The sequence below is a fragment of the Nostoc sp. S13 genome, from assembly GCF_029379315.1.
In the GTDB taxonomy this organism is placed as follows: domain Bacteria; phylum Cyanobacteriota; class Cyanobacteriia; order Cyanobacteriales; family Nostocaceae; genus Nostoc.
The window spans coordinates 1-19,920 of sequence record NZ_JAQYWQ010000120.1; the positions used below are offsets into that span (position 1 = coordinate 1).

Consider the following 19,920-nt stretch of genomic DNA (forward strand, 5'->3'; position numbering starts at 1 on the left):
GTCTTGTCTGAACTGCCAGAAGCCAGTGTCTTGCCATCGGGGCTGAAGACTACGCCCCAGACCGTACTGCTATGCCCTTCTAAAGTGTTAACTTCAAAAGCTTTATTCTCTTTATGCTCTTGTGGCTGCAAATAAACTGCTTGCCTTAACGTTGCCATAGTCCGCATTTTGGTATCTGTATTTGCCCAAGGCGTCAGTTTGAGTTTTCCCCCAGCTTTTAAGCCTTCTATTAAGGCATCGGAGTTTTGCCCAGAGACAAAAAACGTCTCTGAAGAATTAGTAAGGGCGTTAATTTCACTAATTGCAGCTTGTTTTCTTTCCTCATCTGCTCTTTGTGCTGCATCCCAGGCTGTAAATGCTAGCCCAGCTAATACTAATCCTGCGGCTACGGAACCAAAAAGGGCGCGTTTGAGAAAGTTATTTAGTTTGGCTTCACTCAGCTTTCTTTGTTCTCGTTCTTTTTCCAGTTCCGCCATCACATGTTTTAACTTCGGTTCCTGTTGCTGGCGGATAAAGGCGGCGATGTAGTCGTGTACCAGTTGATAACGGTCAGCCGGGTTTTCTGGTAGCAAAACCACCAAGCCAGATTGGACAAAAATCTCTAAAATCAAATCAAATTTGCTGATGTTAAAAGCTTTATCCTCCCTAGTTTCTGATCTCCCCGCCTGGGTTGACCCCCTTAAAAAGGGGTTAGAAAGAATAAAGCCCCCCTTTTTAAGGGGGGTTGGGGGGATCTCCGAGAAATACGCGAACAAATCGCGTTCCAACTCAGCGCGAGTCTTCAGAGGGCGAGTTCCTTTTTCATCCGTCAGCAAATACAGTAAGATGTCTGCTGCTTGCTGATTTTCTTCACCACAATCATTAACAACTTCACGCAAATAACGCTTAACCAGTTCGTCTTTAGTACCACGCTGCCGATATTCTGACAGAGTTGTAATATTGTCCGTTTGCAGTTGCGCTCCCACAACCTGCAACTCAATGGGACGAACTTCACCCAATTCTCCGGCTAAATCTTGCACCAGTTGTTCAACTAAAACATCCTCTAAGTGAAAACTAGTATTTGCAGTTAAACGCTGAATAATTGACTTCGCATCAGCAGGTGAGAAATTCCCCAACTTGTAAAGCACATTATTACTGAGAATGTCATTGCCAATAATCTTCAGGCTGGGCAAATCATTGCACTCCAGCAAGTAATGGATGTAATCCACCCGCAGCGATAAGATAACTTTCACCGATAGAACATTCAGACACTCTCCCAGAAACTCAAAGAATTGCTTTCTTTGGGCAGGTTCGGTGTAAACAAAGAAAAATTCCTCAAACTGATCGAAAATTAATACCGTTCGCAGGTTACGCTGTTCGTTTTTGCGAAGTTGGGAGAGGAGGGAGTGCGGATTTTGTACAGACGCAATTAATCGCGTCTGTACAAAGTGGGGATTTTGAGGTTCAGAGGTCGGAGTTCTGAGTTCTGAGGTCGGAGTTCCGAGTTCAGAGGTCGGAGTTCCGAGTTCAGAAGTCGAAGTTCCGAGTTTTGAGGCTGAAGTTCCGAGTTCAGAGGTCGGAGTTCCGAGTTCAGAAGTCGAAGTTTCGAGTTCAGAAGTCGAAGTTCCGAGTTCAGAGGTCGAACTTGCGAGTTCAGAGGTCGAAACTTGAAGTTTTAACTCTTCCCCATCTTCCCCATTTCCCAAAAGCCTCCCCAACTCTTCCACCCAGTTAGTATAAACCCGCATTACCACGGGCAAATAATTTTGAATACCGATCGCTTTATTCTTTAAAGCTGGCACCAGTCCCGCATTCACCAGGGAACTTTTGCCCACACCCGATTGCCCATGAATTACTATCAGCTTATAATCAGGGCGACCCATGCGTTCAATTAAACGTTCTACATCCAATAGGCGACCAGATGCAGCAATTTCTGGAGCAATGTTTCCTTGGAGAGAGTTTGAGCGCAACGTTTCTACAAATGCCTGTTTTGTAGCTTCTAACCTACCCGCACCAATGAAAGCCCGCAAACCAAATTGCTGTTCAATGGAACGCCGTTGCTGTTTGATGTTATATGCTTGGAGATATTCTTTCTGATCAAAGTAAAGCAGCTGCAAAAACCTGAGAATATCCAAGTAAAGCCTGACATCTTCTAGGGGATTACCCACATCCCTAGCAGTTTCTAAGCTGAGAGTTGCCTCTTGAGTTTGACCTAAATTGTATTGAGAACGACCTAAAATAAACTGATATAAGCTCAAATCATTTGATTTTAAAACCCTTTCGGGAATATCAGATAAAACCCCTGATATATTCGCTGACTCCAAATTAGGAATTGCAGCAAAAACTTCCAAGGCTTGCTTAACTAACTGATTTGCTTTAACCCAATTATTTTGAGCCAAAGCCACTTCAGCTAAAAAAGCGTAATCTTTGGCTAATTCTCTTAGTTGGTTGTTATTTCGATGGATTGCTAAAGCTTGTTCCGAAAGACTCTGCAACGTTTCCCACTGTTGCAAGTCCCGCAATATATCACCAAATTTGATTACTGCATTAGCAATTAAATCTGGACTTTGAAACTGGTTAATAAAATTTATATACTCTTCAACATACTGCCAAGTTGCTTGCCAATCTGGATGATTGATATCTTGATGTTTAAAAGCTTTGAGATAATAGCAAAAGCCCATCTCACCAAGGATTTTTGCCTGCCTTTTCATAGGATCTGGAAAACCTCTCTCCAAACCTCTCTCCTGCAAGGAGAGAGGCTTTGAATTTTCCCCGTTCCCTTCAAGGTAAGGGGGCTGGGGGGTTAGGTTTCGCGTATGACGAGGTGAAAAGTCAGGGATTTTTGCCTCCTCTTCTAAATTATGATTTTGTTGCCAGAGCTTATAAGCTTTGTGATAATGCTGTAGCGCCGAATCTTTTTGATTATTTATCTGTTTGACAAAACCTAACAAAGATTCTAAATTAGCTTTAATTTCTAAATTATAAATATCTGGCTGATTGAGTAAATCTCTTTGCGCTGCCTCTAACTCATTTTCCAGTTTGATATATTCATCTACGCTCAACTTTAAATTATTACTAAACCATTGATTAGCCGTTTCGATGATAAAATCTACTAATTCCTGTGTTGATATGGCAAAATTCCTCGTAGTTGCCCAACTTTCCAAATCTGGTGCAAGCTGTATTAATTTCTTGTAGATTTCATCGTCAATCCACAACACTAAGGGAAAAGAAAAATTCTTGCGAAACTCTTCCCGCACCTGATTAGCAGAAGTTAACATCACAGACAAATTCTGCACTGATTCCAAACCCACAACCATCACACAGGCTGGTATTTCTTCGCCCAGTTCTGACTGAATCGCAGTATAAAGAGTACTGTGAGATTGCTGCACCGCCAAGACATGAATTTCGACTTGACAAATTTCCCGTAATCTGAATATTAAGCGATCGCGCAAATTAGCATAATTACACCGTGCCAAAATCAGCTTAAACTGTCCCACAGAGGACTCAATCGCCCAAGCTAATTGTGCCACAGAGCGATCGTTGTTTACATGCTCATCTTCTGGTGAGTGCGAGTCTGTCATAAGTTAAGAGGGCGGTTAGAAACCGCGTCTAGACGAGCAAAACCCACCTCCGTGGGTTATAAAGGCTCAATTTTTCCTTAGTCCACGGAGGTGGACTTTGTTTGTATAGCCGTGAATTCCATTCGCCGGGGTTCTAAGTTGACTACAAAATTAAACTTCCTGGCGTTTTAACTCCTGTATCAATACTTGAGTGCGTTTACTAGCTTCTCTTGCTTGCTGTCTAAAATACTTGGCTTGCTGACGGTCACTTAAGCACACCTGGGATGCTTTTCTACTAAATTCAACAGCTTGTTTACTGAGTTCTTGAATACGAATCTTTAACTCTGGGATTGTTTTCATATTTCCTCCTGTTCTGAAATTACAATCTCTAAATTTTCTATTTCTTCATAAAGTCTATCTGCTCTACTAGCGAGTAAGCTAGCGTCTTCAAAATCGTTGTTTTCTACGGCTTTATCCGAGGCTAAGTACAATTCTTCTGTGATTTGGTGCAATTGTGCGTAAGCTTTTAACAAAACATTTTTGGTTTCTGGTTTCATCATCTAATTATTCATCGATTCCCTGATTTCTCATTGCAACTCCGTGGCTTCAGCCAAAATAGGATTAACATCAAACCAAGACTCGCCACCATCCCGATATTCAAACACAAACCGACTGCGGATCAGTTTTTGATATCCCTGGTCATCACTCACCTTTTTTCTTTCCTTGACATGACGTAACAATTGCCACTCATCATCAGAAATCGGTAACATTATTTCATTCTGCCGAGAACGAATAACTTGCTCTAAGGTTGCACGAGTTAGGGGAAGACTCATTTCTTCCATAATCCAAGTATTCAGCAGCCTCAGCACGTCCCGCACATGGCCACCGCTCATTTTACATAACCGCTCTAGGCTAGCAATACTATCAAAAATCTCGGTAATTTTATTTAAACGCTCCTCTGGTATCATGTCAGGAAAAGCTCTCGCTAATACCATCTGCTGCATCAGTGCCATTCCCTCTACATGCACACTGCCATCAGTCTTTTGTACAGGTACCATCGGTAATACTTTGGGATCTTCTGGGAAACGCTGAGTTAGCATTCCGTAATCATTAGAAAACTTCAAAGCCAAGGGCATGGTGTAAAGTAGATGACAATTAAGCTTGGTCAAAAACTCGCCCTGATCCACAAATAAATATTCCTGTTGCGGACGACCCCAAGGTTTGACACGATTATCTATGCGGTCAAGATTATCGACAATTACCACTAGACCATTTTTACCCTGCTGTTTGAGTTTAGCGACGGCAGGTTCCAATAATTCTTGATTAATTGCTTCCAGTAGTTTAGTTTTTTGTGGTGCCAAATACTGATTGAGTTTTTCTCGCAGCGTTGGGTCATTTTTCATCTTCGCGGTGATTTCACCAATGCCCACAGACAAAGACAATTTTTCTTTTTCAGAACTGACACCAAAATCACCAACATTTGGAACCTTAACTTTCACCCCTGTCACCTCGGAGTTTAAGACCTTCCAAGCACCTTGCAGCAACTCATTAAACTTGTTGGGTGTCTCCAGTGTAATTTTATCCAGACTTTGACTCACACGACGAGCGATCGCTAAGAGCACATCAGCAATATCGACATCAGTCATTTCCATGTCTTCGCTAGACTCAAAATAGACGACATGAAAGTCTAATTTTTCCAGTTCCGCCTGTAACCTCAATAGTTCCGTGGATTTACCACAGCCAATATGTCCAGTAAATAGGGTACAGGTAGGTTCATTCGGCTTGAAAAAAGTAATTTTCTGCTTCAGCTTGGCGATAATATCCCCGCCTCGCACCGAAGAAAAGTCTATGTAGTATTTCACATCTGACTGATTGTTGACAAACAGAGTTCGGCTGGGGTCAGTTGCCTGATAAAATGCTCGTAAATCTATGGACATGAGACTACTAATATATTTATTTTGTATAACTTAGATATCCTTGTGATCAAGGATAAAGTTAATTACAGCATTTCAGATGAATATTTCCGATAATTTTGCGTTTGGCTGTCTCAATTGCAATACTTAGGCAAGCTAGACTATTTTCATCATTGCGATCGCAGCATACTCCTTAGCTACAAAACACACTCGCGTTCACTACACTGCGTTTTGCACTCTACTGGAAGACTGACGCGCCAACGCAATCACCAATCATCGCTGCTATCGTTAAGTGCAATACAGGAGCTAGTTGTGTGAGCGGGTTAAAAGACTTGAGCAAACTGGCGTATCAGAAAAAGTATTGCTAAATAATTGTAATAATATTTAACCTAAGTCTAGATTGTGTAATTTAGATTAACTCTTGCAGAGAAATTCTCTCAGAGTGAGTAGAATAACAAAAATAACGACGCAACTATTTTATGAATTAGCTACCCTAGAAGTGTATACTATTTTTTCGTATTCTGAGTTATTTCAGTATTTTGCCTCTGAGGCATATCAATTTACACAACACCTAATCCTTCATTAAGAGCTCCCACAAATCATAATGGCTGTGATTGAGAAGAAAAGAACTCGCGATCTGCCCCAAATTAACGAACGAATTCGCTTCCCAAAAATTCGGGTCATCGACACTGACGGCGGCCAACTGGGAATTATGATCCCACAGGAAGCACTACAACTAGCAGAAGAAAAAGAGCTAGATTTGGTGCTAATCAGTGACAAAGCTGACCCGCCAGTTTGTCGGATTATGGACTACGGGAAATATAAGTTTGAGCAGGAAAAAAAGGCGCGGGAAGCCCGGAAAAAGCAGCACACGGCTGATGTCAAAGAAGTTAAGATGCGCTACAAAATAGAAGAACACGACTATAACGTGCGTGTTAAGCAAGCAGAGCGCTTTTTGAAAGATGGCGATAAGGTCAAAGCTACCGTGATGTTTCGGGGTCGAGAAATTCAACACAGCGACCTAGCAGAAGATTTACTCAAGCGAATGGCAACGGATTTGGAGCCATTTGGTGAGCTTCAACAAGCGCCAAAAAAAGAAGGGCGAAACATGATGATGCTCATCTCACCTAAAAAATAATTCTCTAACTGTTTAATAGACCGAGTTTGAAAATCCCCTGACTTCTAGCTAGGGGATTTTTTGATTTGCAAGTTTGATGCAGCATCGGCTTTGGGCGCACAGATGTGCGTCCCTACCTCTGATGTCGTTTAAATTTATCTAAAATCGATAGTCCTGAAGCCTGAGTGGGAAACATAATATTCAGTTGCTCAGGACTTTTGCTATTTCTAGGGGATGAAAGAGAAATTAATTCAAAATTTAAAAAAAAGACTGAGAGAGATGAAGAAGTAATTTTTCCCTCTGCTTCCCCGCTCCTCTTACACGGTGATACTACCAGAAAATAAAACTGCATGGAACTGAAAAATCACTGGTTGGCTGCAAATAAAGTTGCTTTACCACGACTACTACAGTGGGTGAATCTCCGACCAGAGGAGAGCGAACGAACTCAGTTGATGTTTATTTTTTACACAACTGTATCTGTAGGATTGCGGTGGGCAGAGGACAGTACGGTGGCGCTGTTTTTGGATGAATATGGGACTAACCTACTGCCGTGGATGTATATTGCCAGTGCCGCGATGAGTGCAGGACTAGTTTTTTTATACTCTTGGCTGCAAAAGATTTTTCCCTTACGCCGGGTGATTGTAGCGATCGCACCTTGCATGTTGATGCCATTAGTTTTATTAATTCTAGTCCGTTGGGGATCGCATTTTTCCTACCTGGCAGTGATTTCGGTATTTCTGCTGCGGCTGTGGGTAGATGCACTTTATGTAGTCAATGACCTCAACACCTCCATCGTCGCCAACCAACTATTTAACATTCGGGAGATTAAGCGCACTTACCCACTAGTGAGTAGTGGTCTTTTAGTCGCAGATGTAATCAGTGGCTTTAGTTTGCCTTGGCTAGTGCAATACACCACGCTGAATAAAATCATCCTCATCGCCTGTGTAATGATTTTATTAGGATCGGGGATTCTATTCTATTTAACTCATCACTATCGAGCCGCTTTTCCTCAAACCCCACAAAAACTAATTCCGGAAGAACAAGCCTCACGGCAGCGTTTCATCAAAAGTCCACTAAAAAGCTACGTTTTTTCCTTGTTTGCCTTTGTGGGTTTGTTGCAAGTCATTGGGTTGTTAATAGATTTTCAGTATCTGCGCGAACTCCAAGCCAATTTGAGCGACCGAGAACTCGCTAGCTTCTTGGGTCTTTTTGGTGGGATGTTGGGACTGTGTGAGTTGTCGTTGCAGTGGTTTGTTTCTAGCCGACTCATCGAACGGATGGGGGTATTTTTCACAGCCACGCTTTTACCAATCACCGTCGGCTTTTCCCTACCAGGAATGCTGCTATTGCTGTATTTAATCCCAGCCATGCAATCGCAAAGCTTTTTCTGGGGTCTGATAATTGTCAAATTCTGCGATGAACTTCTGCGCTACACCTTTGTCATGAGTAGCGGCCCCATCTTGTACCAACCGATTCCAGAGGGAATTCGCAGCCGGATGCAGACTTTATCTGGCGGAACTGCCGAAGCGATCGCTACAGGTTTGACAGGAGCGCTAATTTTTGTAACTCTATTGTTTTGTGGGCGGTTTGTACCTGCACCAATGCAAAAATGGGTGTTGGTATCAGAAACAATGCTGATCGCTGCTACCTGTTTAACAGTAGTTTGGGAATTGCGATCGCGCTATGTTGAACTGTTAGTCTTGAGTGTGGCCCGGGGTCACTTGAGTGCAAGCAATATGGGCTTGCGATTTTTCAAGCAAGGGGTAGTCAAAGCTTTAGCAGAAAAAGGCAGCGAGGCTGATAAACGCTCTTGCATTGAACTTTTAGCCCAAATAGATTCCCTTGGAGCTGCGGAAGTTTTAGCACCTCTACTAATCAAGTTAACCCCAGACTTACAACGCCAAAGTTTGGAAGTGATGCTAATAGCAGGTGCAAATCCCGCTTATCTAGCCACCATCCGTCCTTTGTTAGAAGAATCTCAAGAAACTAACCCCGAAGTTTTTGCCCTAGCGCTGCGCTACATTTGGCTGGCTGAACCAAATCCGAATTTAAGCCTCCTAGAAGAATACCTGAAGCCCCGGCAAAACTCACTCATCCGCGCCACCGCCGCCGCTTTAGTCTTACGCCAAGGAACGCCCATGCAAAAAGTAGTAGCTACCCAAACCATGCGCCGGATGTTGACTCATAAGCTAGAACGGGAACGAGTCAATGGAGTTAGAGCGCTTAGAGAAGCAGTTTATTTGCAGGCGTTGCGGATTCACATCCCGAATTTATTACAAGATGAGTCTTTACGGGTGCGCTGTGCTGTATTAGAAATGATTGCAGCCACCAATTTAGAAGAGTACTATTCGGCACTGATTGCAGCACTTTATTACAAATCAACCCGCACTACAGCAATATCAGCCCTAGTGGGACTAGAAAATGAAGCTTTAGAAATGCTATTGCGGTTGGCTACGGATATTTACAAACCGGAAGTAGTACGGATGTACGCTTGGCGAACCATTGCTCAAATTGGCACCCAAGAAGCATTAGAAACTTTATGGCAAAACTTGGAAACATCTTGGGGTAGTACCAGGGATCATATTCTTCGTAGCTTAGTAAAAATACATAAACAACCAGGAATTACAGGTTTAGTTGATCGGTTTTATGAAAGTCGGGTAGAAAATTTAATCAAGCAGGAATTAAAATTTTTAGGTGAGATTTACGCCGCATACATAGACTTTAAAACATTAGAGCAAAAAGAAAATCATCAATTCAGTGAGAGAATCGTAATTGTCTGTGAGTTATTGCAACGCGCCCTTTTAGAATTAGAATTGGATATTAAAGAGCGGCTGCTACTGCTGCTAAAACTGCTTTATTCGCCAGAAAAGATGCAGGCAGCAGCATTCAATCTGCGATCGCTTTCAGTGGTAAACTTAGCACGGGGGTTAGAAATCTTAGAGCATACCATAACTTTGTCTTCAAAGTCTTTATTGCTGAATATTTTAGATAACCGACCGCAGTCAGAAAAATTGCAACATCTTGTAGAAGCCAAGATTGTAGAATATGAGAATATGATCGTTAGCGATCGCCTTCACAGATTGCTGATGTTGGGTAACTTTCTTTCTGACTGGTGCCTAGCTTGCTGTTTTCATTATGCTCAAGTGAATCGCATCCGATTGACAAGTTCTGAGATATTAGTGAGTTTGCGTCATCCAACTGGCTTTGTTAGAGAAGCTGCGATCGCATACTTAAATATGGTTTCACATCGCGTTCTCCTCCAAATCTTACCCCAGTTAGAAAAAGATCCACATCCTTTGGTAGCTGCTCAAGTTAAAGAGTTGCTTGAAAAACAGCAGGTTAAAATAATTCGTAATTCGTAATGACTTTTAACTTTTGACTTCCCAAGGATCTCAGCCCTATGCCATTATGAATGAAGCAAATTGATTAGACTTTTGAAGTGTAGATATTTTTTATGCCTATGCTTGAATACGCTTCTCCTCCTATTTGGCTAAATGCTCACATTCAAGACCCGCGTATTAAAGTTGGAGATTATACCTATTTTGATCGGCGCATCAGTTTGGGAATATTTACCCCCACAGACCGGATTGAGATCGGAAAGTTTTGTTCCTTAGCCAGGGATGTGATCATTTTTGGTGGAGGAAACCATGTTATGACAAGAGTAACGACATTTCCTTTCAAGTGGTTATCTGCACACACTTCTTTTGAAGAAAGTCATACCGATGCAAGTTCTAAGGGGGTAACGATTATTGGTCATGATGTTTGGGTTGGGTACGGGGCAACGATTTTATCAGGGGTGAAAATTGGCAACGGTGCAGTTGTGGGCGCACAGGCTGTTGTTACTTCCGATGTTCCTGCGTATGCAATTGTGGTCGGTAATCCAGCTAAGATAATTCGGTATCGCTTTGAGCCTAAGACCGTAGAACGTTTGCTAGAACTATGTTGGTGGGATTGGGAGTTAGCGAAGATTTCAGCTAATTTAGATTTGCTATATACCAACCCGGATGAATGGCTACCAGAGATCGAGTTGAAACAGCCACAAGCAGATGTATTGAAATTGATTGATCCAACCCAAATGAATAGCTACCAGAGATCCAGTTGAAACAGCCATAAGCAGATGTATTAAAATTAATTGATCTATATCTAAGAAGAAAGAACGTGTTGAAGCTTTCAAAAAACCAACAGAGCAATACAGATATTTAGAATATGACTTGCATACTTTTGCATTACTTTACCACCTCGTTAATGCGTAAGTCCTATGCTCGATAAAAATTATTTATTTTCCAAAACTGATAGTAACCTCATTTCTGAAGCCATTCAAAGATTGAGCCATATGTCTAGGCTCAATTTTCAAACTATAGGACTCCTATTTGATTTTTTATGTTTGAGAATTTTTTTAGCTATTTCAATTGCTTGACTATAACTCGGTATGGGTTTTGTAACAAAATCATATTTTAATTCTCGACTCTCTTGATTAGAATGTATGATTATTTCATGATTCTCTAATTCTGATTTTGCGATATTTTCAGATTTAGGAAAATTAAATTGAATCACACAATCATTATTTATAATTTTTGATTATGCGTCTAATTCAATCATTTCGCCATAATCAAGTCTATAAGCTAGTTTTATTACTTGTGTGGCGATTAATTTTGGCACACCGATTTTAACTATGTCTTTATTATTCCAAGTTGCCATTACCAGAATGAATTCATCACAAATTCATTTTCCTGCTTTGAGTGCCTAAATGTGTTGCTTAATCGCTTACTATGTCTAGTTTTCAGACTTTTTATTATATCGAACTGAGATATGCTCTGCATGGGAACGAGGAAAAGCTTTATTTATTTTCACCAATCTAAAATCTAAAATCTAAAATCTAAAATCTAAAATTGGTATGACTCAAGAACAACAAATCGCAATTGAAGGTATCTATGAAGTTTGTATCGGCATCCCAGAGCCAATTTCTGCAATTCAGTATTGGGAGCAATTTGGCTATCGCATTGGTGAAGTCGGCGAATTAACCGCAGATGTAGCCCATCAATTATATGGGGTGAATTCATCTTTACGCTCAATCCGCCTCTATCACCAAAATGCAGATCATGGTTTGATTCGGCTAATGATTTGGCAAAACCCCACCCATGAAGGTTTGGGAATTGCATCGATGAAAATTAAGGGAAATCGCTGGGCGACAAGCTTAACGGCGGATGTTTTAAATATTTTAAATCATATAGAGGATGCAAAAGCCGCAGGTTTGCCTATTAGGCACTCTAACCCTTATTGGGAGGTCATCTACAATAAACAGAGGAAAAGTCGTCCTTTTATTGAGCCAGCTGTTGGTGTGCGAGAAATGCTGCTACTCCAACCCTTAGCTCGACAGGTTTTATTTCAACGGTTTGGCTATACATTACCGCATTACGGACAAGTTGACCATAATGCTGCTCTTAAGGCTAGTCAGTTTACCCATATGGGGATCATCGTTCAAGATGACAGCAAAGAAACCCTGAAGTTTTATGAAGAAGTTTTGGGTTTGCTGCGTGTGCGTGATGATGTCGAAACTAGCTATGAATCTTCGCCAGCAGGTCAAGATATTTTTGACCTTAACCCTGGTGAAAAGTTTATTGTCACTACCTTTGATGATCCCCGTTCTTCTAAGTCTGACCTGATGGCTGCACGCAGTGGTAGGCTTTATATCATTCGATTCCCAGAAGATATTAATTTAGAATCGCGCTTTGAAGCAGCCCAACCAGGTAGCTTGGGTATGTCTTTATATACCTATCGAGTTAAGGGAATACAGGAGTATTGCGATCACATCAAGGCAAGTACTGTAAAAAAAGTTACAGACATCATTCCTAATGAATTTGGCGAGAGGAGTTTTTCTTTTGTTGCACCAGATGGCTACTTTTGGACTTTGCTAGAAGGTTTTTAACCGTCCTTTTAACGTTAAGTTGACTAGATATAGCCGTTCTCATTTACCTGAGGTACACCCGTAGGGGCTGTTCTGTGCCTATGCGTGTCAACTTAACGTGAAAGGTAGTCTAGAAGCAGCTTTTAGAGATTATCTCGAAAAGAAGTCTCTGACTCTTAATGCATTCCGAGAGGCTCCGCCTCAAGACTTGCGGCAGAGCCGCGATGAGTGTTTTTTTTGCTGATTGAACTCGACTTAATCAAATGCGCTTCAAATCAGTGGTCATACTCCTAAATAACTTACACATTGCATTAAAAATTTAAATTTTCTTATTGACACCAACATTCAGTTTCTTTTTACTATGTTTCAACTGTTTCCAAAGTACCCTAATTTGCTGGTAAGCTTCTTCCTGAGACAGTTTTCCGGCCGTTTCTAGACAAGTGATATAACTAATTTTTTGGGCAAATTCTTGGAGGTTGGCATTAAACACTAAGTTCTCTGGTTGGAATTTACCATAATATCGACTACGAGGGTAAAAAAAGCTATTTTTGTCTTGGGAGCTAGGCTGTGTCATGAGTTTACTCTCCGTAATTTTTATTAAAACTTCTAGGCTTGATTTTACTTAAGTGTAAATATACGCCAGAAAATTAAAAAGCGGTATTACTTACGTTGATATAGGACTAGTATTTGATTTTTGAAAAATTTAAGTATTTGTAGGGTGTGTTATGCCGTAGGCTAACGCACCATCCCAAGTCCTTGGTGCGTTACGACGTTCCGTCTAACACACCCTACGTATGTATTTAAAAATCAAATCGGATTCCTATATAGCGTTTCCTAAGTAACTGAGGTACACCCAAATCTTATTGAACAAAATTAGTAGCAATTATTATGTACCTATAGGACTTACGCATTGACAGAAAGATAATTATGTGCATAAAATGTAAACTTCTTGATCACATCTTTCTTTAACTGCGATATTCGCTGTTTGTCTCATAACCAAAAGAATAAGTTCAAGCCAGCTTCTGAGGCATCGTCATCAGTGGAAACTACATTTCCAACTTCGGAAATAGAAGCGAGGGAAAGCTTCTAGGACTTTTGCATCGTACATAAGTACTACACGCAATCAGGGTATTAGCGATCGCTTGCTCAGTAATATTTTATTTTTTAAATATACGTAGATTTTTTCAAAAAAATTTACGATTTCTATATAATGTTTAAGCTGTCAAAGACTTGGAAGATAATAATCAAACAGAGGTAGAGGTGGGCTTTATCTTCACCTTTCACGGATGGTACACGGTAGCCTCGCAAGCCGAGAGTGTCAATCCAACTGTTGGGCTACCAGTCGGACAAACAACCCCTCTTGCGCGATTAATTCCAAAAAAGTACCGACTTGCACGATACCTCATCCATCAAAATAATTTTCGGTTTTGAGAGACTAACTTAAGTGCGTAGGCATAACCCGTCGTTCGCGTAGCGTCTCGTAGAGAAGACATCGCTGGTTTAATTCACCGCAATGCACCAGTGATAATTGCAACTTTTCCTGCAAAAGAATGCCATAGATTAATCTGGTTTTATTTTGGTTCACCAAAGTGATTATCTGCCGTTAAAGTACTGTTATTGTAAAAAGGGATTTTCTCGATTTCCCCCGAATTGAAGATTTCCTGGAGTTAGTGGTAATTCAGCCGGACATGTTGGCTGAGATAAGAGTGTGCCATTAAATGTAAAAGTAGTATTCTTGGAATTCATACCAGTACCATTTATCACATAGTCTCCTTGTGTTGTTACACCCTTAAGTGAGATAGTTGCTACTGATGAAGGTGGATTTGTGACTGCTTGCCAACTTGTCTGATTGACGTTATAAGTAGCGCTTTGTCCAGAAAACTGTAAGTTACCGTTGGCGTTAAATTGAAAACAAGCAGTAAAATAATCTCCCAAACTCGAATTAACATTGACAGTGTAGCTTTTGCCCAACACTCCAGCTTGTACTGGCGCAGCAAACAAAATTATCTGTCCAAGTAAACAAGTTAAAACTAAACCACATTTAGATTTGATGATTTGCACTGACATAATTGTTTATTTTCCTTACGTAATCAAGTAATTGCTTATCTTTACACGTTAGTGACAGGTTAAGGTGATTAACCATTTGTCAATAAGTAATAATGCTTAAAATTCAACCAAAAACAAGGCTAAAAACACAAATTTTTAGCCTGCGATGCCTACGGTGGGCTACACCTACGCATCCATGATATTTAAAATTATCGTTTATTCTTGTCCTTAAAGCTTAGTATAAAGCTTAATTAGATAAATACTCGATAGCATGGATAATTTACAGCATAATCACTATTGACAAAATAAATTAAATTATACCTTAAACTGTCACCAATGCTTTCACTTTAAAAGAGAGGTCAGAGTATATTGCATACAAACGAGAAGCGCTTATAGTTAACGCTCTTGGGTGGGCCTTGGTAGAAGACAAGATTGAAGATTTTTGCCCGACTCCCCTTAATTAAGATTCTGCAACGATCGCAACGCCATCCCTGAGATTGAGCAACCCTGAGATAATAACTTTATCTTCTGGCTGTAATCCTTCAATAACTTGGTAATTATTACCTTTGATCTCGCCTAGCTTCACTCGCTTTTGCCGAGCTACTTGTTGGGATACACCTTGGGGAGATTTTTCGGTTTCAACTACATAGACAAAAGTGTCTCCAGCTATACGAGTCATTGCTGTTGTGGGGATTAAAACTCCGGGGCGCTGATTCCAGAACACTCTAGCCCTGACCAATTGATCTGCACGTAGCTGATTATTAGGGTTGTTAAAAAGTGCTTTGATCAGTATCGTTTGTGTTTCATTACTGGCATTAGGTGCAATGAAAAATACCCTACTTCTACCAAGCTTTTGACCTTGTGTATTCATAACCTCCACTGGCATTCCCTTACGCAATTGGGGACTTTGCTGTAGTGGTACAGAGATATTAACTACTAAAGGTCGATTTTGGGTGAGATTAACTAATTGTGTGGAAGTATTAACTAAATCACCGACTTTCACAGCGATGTTCCCAACTGTGCTACTAAAGGGAGCGGTAATTTTGTCGTACTCGATCTGTTGTTTTTGAGTATTTACATTAGCTTGCTGCAAGCTTTTTTCAGCTTGCAATATGGTGGCTCGTTGTGCTTGAATTCTGGAATCAATTGCATCAAGACTAGTCTTAGCAAAAGCGAGTCGATCAGCATACTGATTGCGAGTCTGTCGAGATACGGCTCCTTCATCAGCTAGGGTGACATACTTTTCGTAATTCTGCTGGTATAGTTGCACATTAGTAACGTAGGATGGTCGTTGTGCTTCCAAAGATTTGAGTGCAGCGCGGGCACTTTCAAGTTGCACTAAAAATGCTTGAGGCGGAGGATTGCTAAGAGCGATCGCGGCTAGTGGCGTAGAATCTACTTGGAGAATTGTCGCTCCTGCTGCGACTGGTTCTCCCGATTTGACAAATATCTGGGTAACTTGGCCCTGAATCCTCGGCTGGAGCGTGACTGAGCGCTGGGACTTTAGGCTAGCAATAAAATCTGAACTTTCCTCAATTATGCCGCTTTGTACTGTCGATATTTTGACTCTTACCCCTTGAGGTTGAGCATTAACAGTTGAAGGTGCTGGATTTTGCGGAGTCAGCAAACGCCAAACTATAGCTGTTCCGCCCCCTAAGAATAGTAGTGCAGGTAAAAATAACCAAAGCCACCGCCGTTTTCCAGAAGGTGGCTCAAATGAGTTTTGTGGAGGTTTGTCTCCAAAATCAGTTTGAGGCTCAGGGGATGTCATGGCTTATGAGGAACTTAAGGAACAAATTAACTAGAATTAAATCAAAATTTCATCTGTTGATATTGAAATTACTAATTTGGCATGAGGTTTTGTGGCAAATTATGTGTTACTCAATCTAAATATACAGTTTTGATGATTCTGTCTAAATCTACCGAAAGGTGAATCCCTAATTTTCCATAGACCATCCCTGCTCAAAATGACTTGCATTGAGCAATCGAATGCAAGGTGCTATTTTAAGCACCTCGCAATACCGTTTAATAGTGGTAAAACGCTAATAACGATTAAACAACTACAAAATTGTTTTGGGTTAGTGACAATCCAGCTGATAGTTGTGCAAATTTTACCTGAGTAAACCCAGATGCACTACCGTCAAGGTCAAAGAACAATGCACCTGTAATGTCGTTGTAGATAAATCGTTGACTACTAGTGCTTGCAGATGTTCCGATGGTAAACTGATTAGCGAAGAGTGAATGTGTTGACAACCCGCCACCAAAAGCATTAGCCGATACTTGAATCAGGTCTTTAGTGGCGTCGAAGTCATAAAGAGTATCAACACCTTCTTTGTAACTATTGAAAGCAAAGGTATCAGTACCACCCCCACCTGTAAGGTAGTCATTGCCATAGCCCCCAGAGAGTAGGTTATTGCCTGTTGAACCGCTAGCGGTCAAGGTATCGTTACCTGCACCACCGTTGAGGGTATTATTGCCTAATGCTTCATCGCCGCCGCCGCCGCTCTCACCTTGTGAGCTAGTACCACTGATATCTATAAAATCATTGCCATCGCCTCCGGAGAGCAGGTTATTGCCTGTTGAACCGCTAGCAGCCAAGGTATCGTCACCTGCACCACCGTTAAGGGTATTATTGCCCTTTGACCTATTGTCAGAGTCTGTGCCGGACTCAATATCATCATAGTAACCGCCAGAAATGTTTAGATAATCATTACCATCGCCCCCAAAGAACAGATTATTGCCTGATGAACCGGTACCATTCAAGGTATCATTACCAGCGCCACCATTGAGGGTATTATTGCCCTTTGTCCTCTGGTCATATGTTCCGCCATCGTACACGAAGCTGCCAGAGATATCTAGAAGATCTTTGCCATCTCCTCCACAGAGCAGGTTATTGCCTAATGAACTTTCAGCATTCAAGGTATCGTTACCAGCACCACCATTGAGGGTATTATTGCCCAGACTATCAATGAGAGTATCATTCCCCGTACCACCCCTTAAAAGGTCGTTGCCACTTTTGCCGTCAATGATGTCATCACCCCCCTGACCATTGATCACATCATCTGAGTTGTCAAAGCCGTTAACATTGTTGTCGAGGTCGTTAAGGAAGGTGACTGTATTCTTGTTGAAGATAGTGCTTTGGGTGGAGTTGGCATTGAAGACATCAAAGCTGTCTGTGATGCTAGTTTGTCCATTAAACAAGATATTGCCCAAGTCTACAGTGGCTCCTGTAGATTTACTTAGGTTATCGAGATTTTCCAAGGCAAAGTTTTGCAGGATAACTGGGGCACTATTTACTCCTTCAAAGGTAATTTTCAGATTGTTGCCATTCTGGGTCAGTAGCAGATTTCGGGCAGTCAAGCCCTTGCCCCGGAATATTAGGGTGTCCACTTCGGCAATGACTCCTGCTGTGGGGTTTGTTCCTTTACCTACTCCACCGAAATCGGTGATCGTATCACTGCTGTTGCTTAAGTAGTTGAAAACAAATTTATCCTTGCCACCGCCCCCAGAGAGTAGGTTATTGCCTGTTGAACCGCTAGCATTCAAGGTATCGTTACCTGCACCACCGTTGAGGGTATTATTGCCGGTTGATCGACTGTCGTTGTCAGAACTCGTGATGGCATTGAAGTTATGATCTACCATTGAAGTTTTTGAATCATAGCCAGAGATATCTAGATAATCATTACCATCACCCCCAGAGAGTAGGTTATTACCTGTCGAACCACTAGCATTTAAGGTATCGTTACCTGCACCACCGTTGAGGGTATTCTCGCCAGTTGATCGATTGTCGTCGGAAGAATAGTCGATGCTATCGCCAAGGTCTTCTGAAGTTTCTAAATCATGGCCAGAGATATCTAGATAATCATTACCATTATCCCCAGAGAGTAGGTTATTACCTGTTGAACCTCTAGCACTTAAGGTATCATTACCTGCACCACCGTTGAGGGTATTCTTCCCTTCTGTTTGATCGATGGATGCATTGAAGTAGTAAGTATCGGATTCGGACTGATAACTGCCAGAGATGTTTAGAAAATCATTGCCATTGTCCCCAAAGAGCAGGTTATTACCTTTTGTACCGCTAGCATTCAAGGTATCATTACCTGCACCACCGTTAAGGGTATTATTGCCCGTTGATCTCTGATCGCCGTCAGAGTATTCTGAACTATAAGTGTAAATGCCAGAGATGTCTAGATAATCTTTGCCATTGCCCCCAGAAAGCAGGTTATTGCCTAATGAATTTGTAGCATTTAAGGTATCGTCACCAGCACCACCATTGAGGGTATTATTGCCCAGACCATCAATAAGAGTATCATTACCGTTGGTTCCAATGATATTTGTCATTATTTTTACCTACCTAAATTGATTTTTAAGTAACTTCAGTTGTCAATTTGCAGTTTGTGCTGTTTCAAGGCACAAATAACTTGGTTCAAAATCGATATTTTTGGCAAACTTCATCTGTTACCCTTAAAGAAGAGTAATATTTCTTGAAGATTCTACCTAATACTGACTTGTACGTAGCACAGAATTTAACTTGTTAATATTTCTGTGATTCGGTTACAAAAATTGCCCCTATGAGGTTAAGTGCTGCATATTACAGTCAGACATTACCATTTACTGTGTTCGTGCAAGAATACCTTTACAACAAATTTATATTTATTTCATCGGAATGAAATAAATTGAAGCGACTCAACAGAGTTGAACTGTGCGACAAAGTTTGAAGTACTCCAACACGATTTTCAAGTACTTCAACACGATTTTCAAGTACTTCAACACGATTTTCAAGTACTTCAACACGACTTTGGAGTACCTCAACACGACTTTGGAGTACCTCAACACGATTTTGGAGTACCTCAACACGACTTCGAGGTCATCGGTGAGAGGTTAAGAGAATCTTACTTTTGTCAATTAGAAATTATGCTGAAAATTTGGAAGTAGTGGAGGTATGAAGTTAACTATTGTACTGAACTGATGGGTCAACAATGAATGATGCGTATCAAGATTACGCGTAGGCTTAACCCGCCTTTGGCATCGCCTGCTTAAAGATTGTGTTTCAAACCCCGATTTTCCGCAATATTTTAAGTACTATTGCTTATTGACAAATGGTATTTGACCTTAACCTTTCACGAATGCTTCGAGGTATCTGTTGCTTATATAACAGTCCTAAATCATTCGTGAGAATTTGAGATCGTTTTAACCCCCCTGTAGTCCTGCCTTAGTAAGCTACGGTGTATACATAAGTCTGAAATAGCTTACTCACCTGGTTTTTCGCGTTAGTTTTACCCCACCCTAACCCTCCCCTTGTCAAGGGGAGGGAACAAGATTTCTTATTTCCCCCCTTTATAAGGCAATACGGTTCAGTTAAGGCTGAAAAGCTGATTAGTAATGTGAAATTTTGGAGCT

Annotated in this window: 11 protein-coding genes and 1 pseudogene; 4 read left to right on the top strand and 8 right to left on the bottom strand. The window is 41.1% G+C overall.

Annotated elements, in window-relative coordinates; translation table 11 throughout:
• From PUQ00_RS26935 to PUQ00_RS26950, 4 genes and pseudogenes are all read right to left on the bottom strand, one after another.
• Nucleotides 1-3,560, bottom strand: a pseudogene (locus tag PUQ00_RS26935) (ribosome assembly protein 4); the annotation flags it as partial.
• A gap of 150 nt (nucleotides 3,561-3,710) precedes the next feature.
• Nucleotides 3,711-3,899, bottom strand: a complete 189-nt coding sequence (locus tag PUQ00_RS26940) for a hypothetical protein (protein WP_300422400.1) — start codon at nucleotides 3,897-3,899, stop codon at nucleotides 3,711-3,713.
• The gene (locus PUQ00_RS26945; RefSeq protein ID WP_300422402.1) at nucleotides 3,896-4,099 is read right to left on the bottom strand and encodes a hypothetical protein; all 204 of its coding nucleotides are present in this window, start codon (nucleotides 4,097-4,099) and stop codon (nucleotides 3,896-3,898) included. Before PUQ00_RS26945 ends, PUQ00_RS26940 begins: the two co-directional genes overlap by 4 nt.
• A gap of 27 nt (nucleotides 4,100-4,126) precedes the next feature.
• The gene (locus tag PUQ00_RS26950) at nucleotides 4,127-5,476 is read right to left on the bottom strand and encodes a P-loop NTPase fold protein (protein WP_300422403.1); all 1,350 of its coding nucleotides are present in this window, start codon (nucleotides 5,474-5,476) and stop codon (nucleotides 4,127-4,129) included.
• Nucleotides 5,477-6,056: 580 nt separating this feature from the next.
• On the opposite strand from PUQ00_RS26950, the gene infC reads away from it, so the two are divergent.
• From infC to PUQ00_RS26970, 4 genes are all read left to right on the top strand, one after another.
• Complete coding sequence (infC, locus tag PUQ00_RS26955; protein ID WP_300422405.1) at nucleotides 6,057-6,590, top strand: translation initiation factor IF-3; 534 nt, start codon at nucleotides 6,057-6,059, stop codon at nucleotides 6,588-6,590.
• A gap of 329 nt (nucleotides 6,591-6,919) precedes the next feature.
• A complete protein-coding gene (locus PUQ00_RS26960) occupies nucleotides 6,920-9,931 on the top strand; it encodes an MFS transporter (RefSeq protein ID WP_300422407.1) in 3,012 nt (1,003 codons plus the stop codon).
• A 92-nt stretch (nucleotides 9,932-10,023) separates the two neighbouring features.
• A complete protein-coding gene (locus PUQ00_RS26965) occupies nucleotides 10,024-10,671 on the top strand; it encodes a CatB-related O-acetyltransferase (protein WP_300422408.1) in 648 nt (215 codons plus the stop codon).
• Nucleotides 10,672-11,463: 792 nt separating this feature from the next.
• Nucleotides 11,464-12,495, top strand: a complete 1,032-nt coding sequence (locus PUQ00_RS26970; protein ID WP_300422410.1) for a VOC family protein — start codon at nucleotides 11,464-11,466, stop codon at nucleotides 12,493-12,495.
• A 298-nt stretch (nucleotides 12,496-12,793) separates the two neighbouring features.
• On the opposite strand, the gene PUQ00_RS26975 is transcribed toward PUQ00_RS26970, so the two are convergent.
• The 4 genes from PUQ00_RS26975 to PUQ00_RS26990 all read right to left on the bottom strand — a co-directional run bounded on the left by PUQ00_RS26975 (nucleotide 12,794) and on the right by PUQ00_RS26990 (nucleotide 18,861).
• Nucleotides 12,794-13,048, bottom strand: a complete 255-nt coding sequence (locus PUQ00_RS26975) for a hypothetical protein (protein WP_300422411.1) — start codon at nucleotides 13,046-13,048, stop codon at nucleotides 12,794-12,796.
• Nucleotides 13,049-14,088: 1,040 nt separating this feature from the next.
• Nucleotides 14,089-14,541, bottom strand: coding sequence for a hypothetical protein (locus PUQ00_RS26980; protein WP_300422412.1), 453 nt, complete (start codon nucleotides 14,539-14,541; stop codon nucleotides 14,089-14,091).
• Nucleotides 14,542-14,980: 439 nt separating this feature from the next.
• Nucleotides 14,981-16,291 carry an efflux RND transporter periplasmic adaptor subunit gene (locus PUQ00_RS26985; RefSeq protein WP_300422413.1) on the bottom strand — a complete coding sequence of 437 codons (1,311 nt, stop codon included), beginning with the start codon at nucleotides 16,289-16,291 and terminating at the stop codon, nucleotides 14,981-14,983.
• 281 nt (nucleotides 16,292-16,572) lie between these two features.
• Nucleotides 16,573-18,861 carry a calcium-binding protein gene (locus PUQ00_RS26990; protein ID WP_300422415.1) on the bottom strand — a complete coding sequence of 763 codons (2,289 nt, stop codon included), beginning with the start codon at nucleotides 18,859-18,861 and terminating at the stop codon, nucleotides 16,573-16,575.
• Nucleotides 18,862-19,920 lie beyond the last annotated feature (1,059 nt).

Coding starts and splice junctions, on each gene's coding strand:
- PUQ00_RS26940 (WP_300422400.1), bottom strand. CDS start 3,899: ATGAAAACAATCCCAGAGTTAAAGATTCGTATTCAAGAACTCAGTAAA.
- PUQ00_RS26945 (WP_300422402.1), bottom strand. CDS start 4,099: ATGATGAAACCAGAAACCAAAAATGTTTTGTTAAAAGCTTACGCACAA.
- PUQ00_RS26950 (WP_300422403.1), bottom strand. CDS start 5,476: ATGTCCATAGATTTACGAGCATTTTATCAGGCAACTGACCCCAGCCGA.
- infC (WP_300422405.1), top strand. CDS start 6,057: ATGGCTGTGATTGAGAAGAAAAGAACTCGCGATCTGCCCCAAATTAAC.
- PUQ00_RS26960 (WP_300422407.1), top strand. CDS start 6,920: ATGGAACTGAAAAATCACTGGTTGGCTGCAAATAAAGTTGCTTTACCA.
- PUQ00_RS26965 (WP_300422408.1), top strand. CDS start 10,024: ATGCCTATGCTTGAATACGCTTCTCCTCCTATTTGGCTAAATGCTCAC.
- PUQ00_RS26970 (WP_300422410.1), top strand. CDS start 11,464: ATGACTCAAGAACAACAAATCGCAATTGAAGGTATCTATGAAGTTTGT.
- PUQ00_RS26975 (WP_300422411.1), bottom strand. CDS start 13,048: ATGACACAGCCTAGCTCCCAAGACAAAAATAGCTTTTTTTACCCTCGT.
- PUQ00_RS26980 (WP_300422412.1), bottom strand. CDS start 14,541: ATGTCAGTGCAAATCATCAAATCTAAATGTGGTTTAGTTTTAACTTGT.
- PUQ00_RS26985 (WP_300422413.1), bottom strand. CDS start 16,291: ATGACATCCCCTGAGCCTCAAACTGATTTTGGAGACAAACCTCCACAA.
- PUQ00_RS26990 (WP_300422415.1), bottom strand. CDS start 18,861: ATGACAAATATCATTGGAACCAACGGTAATGATACTCTTATTGATGGT.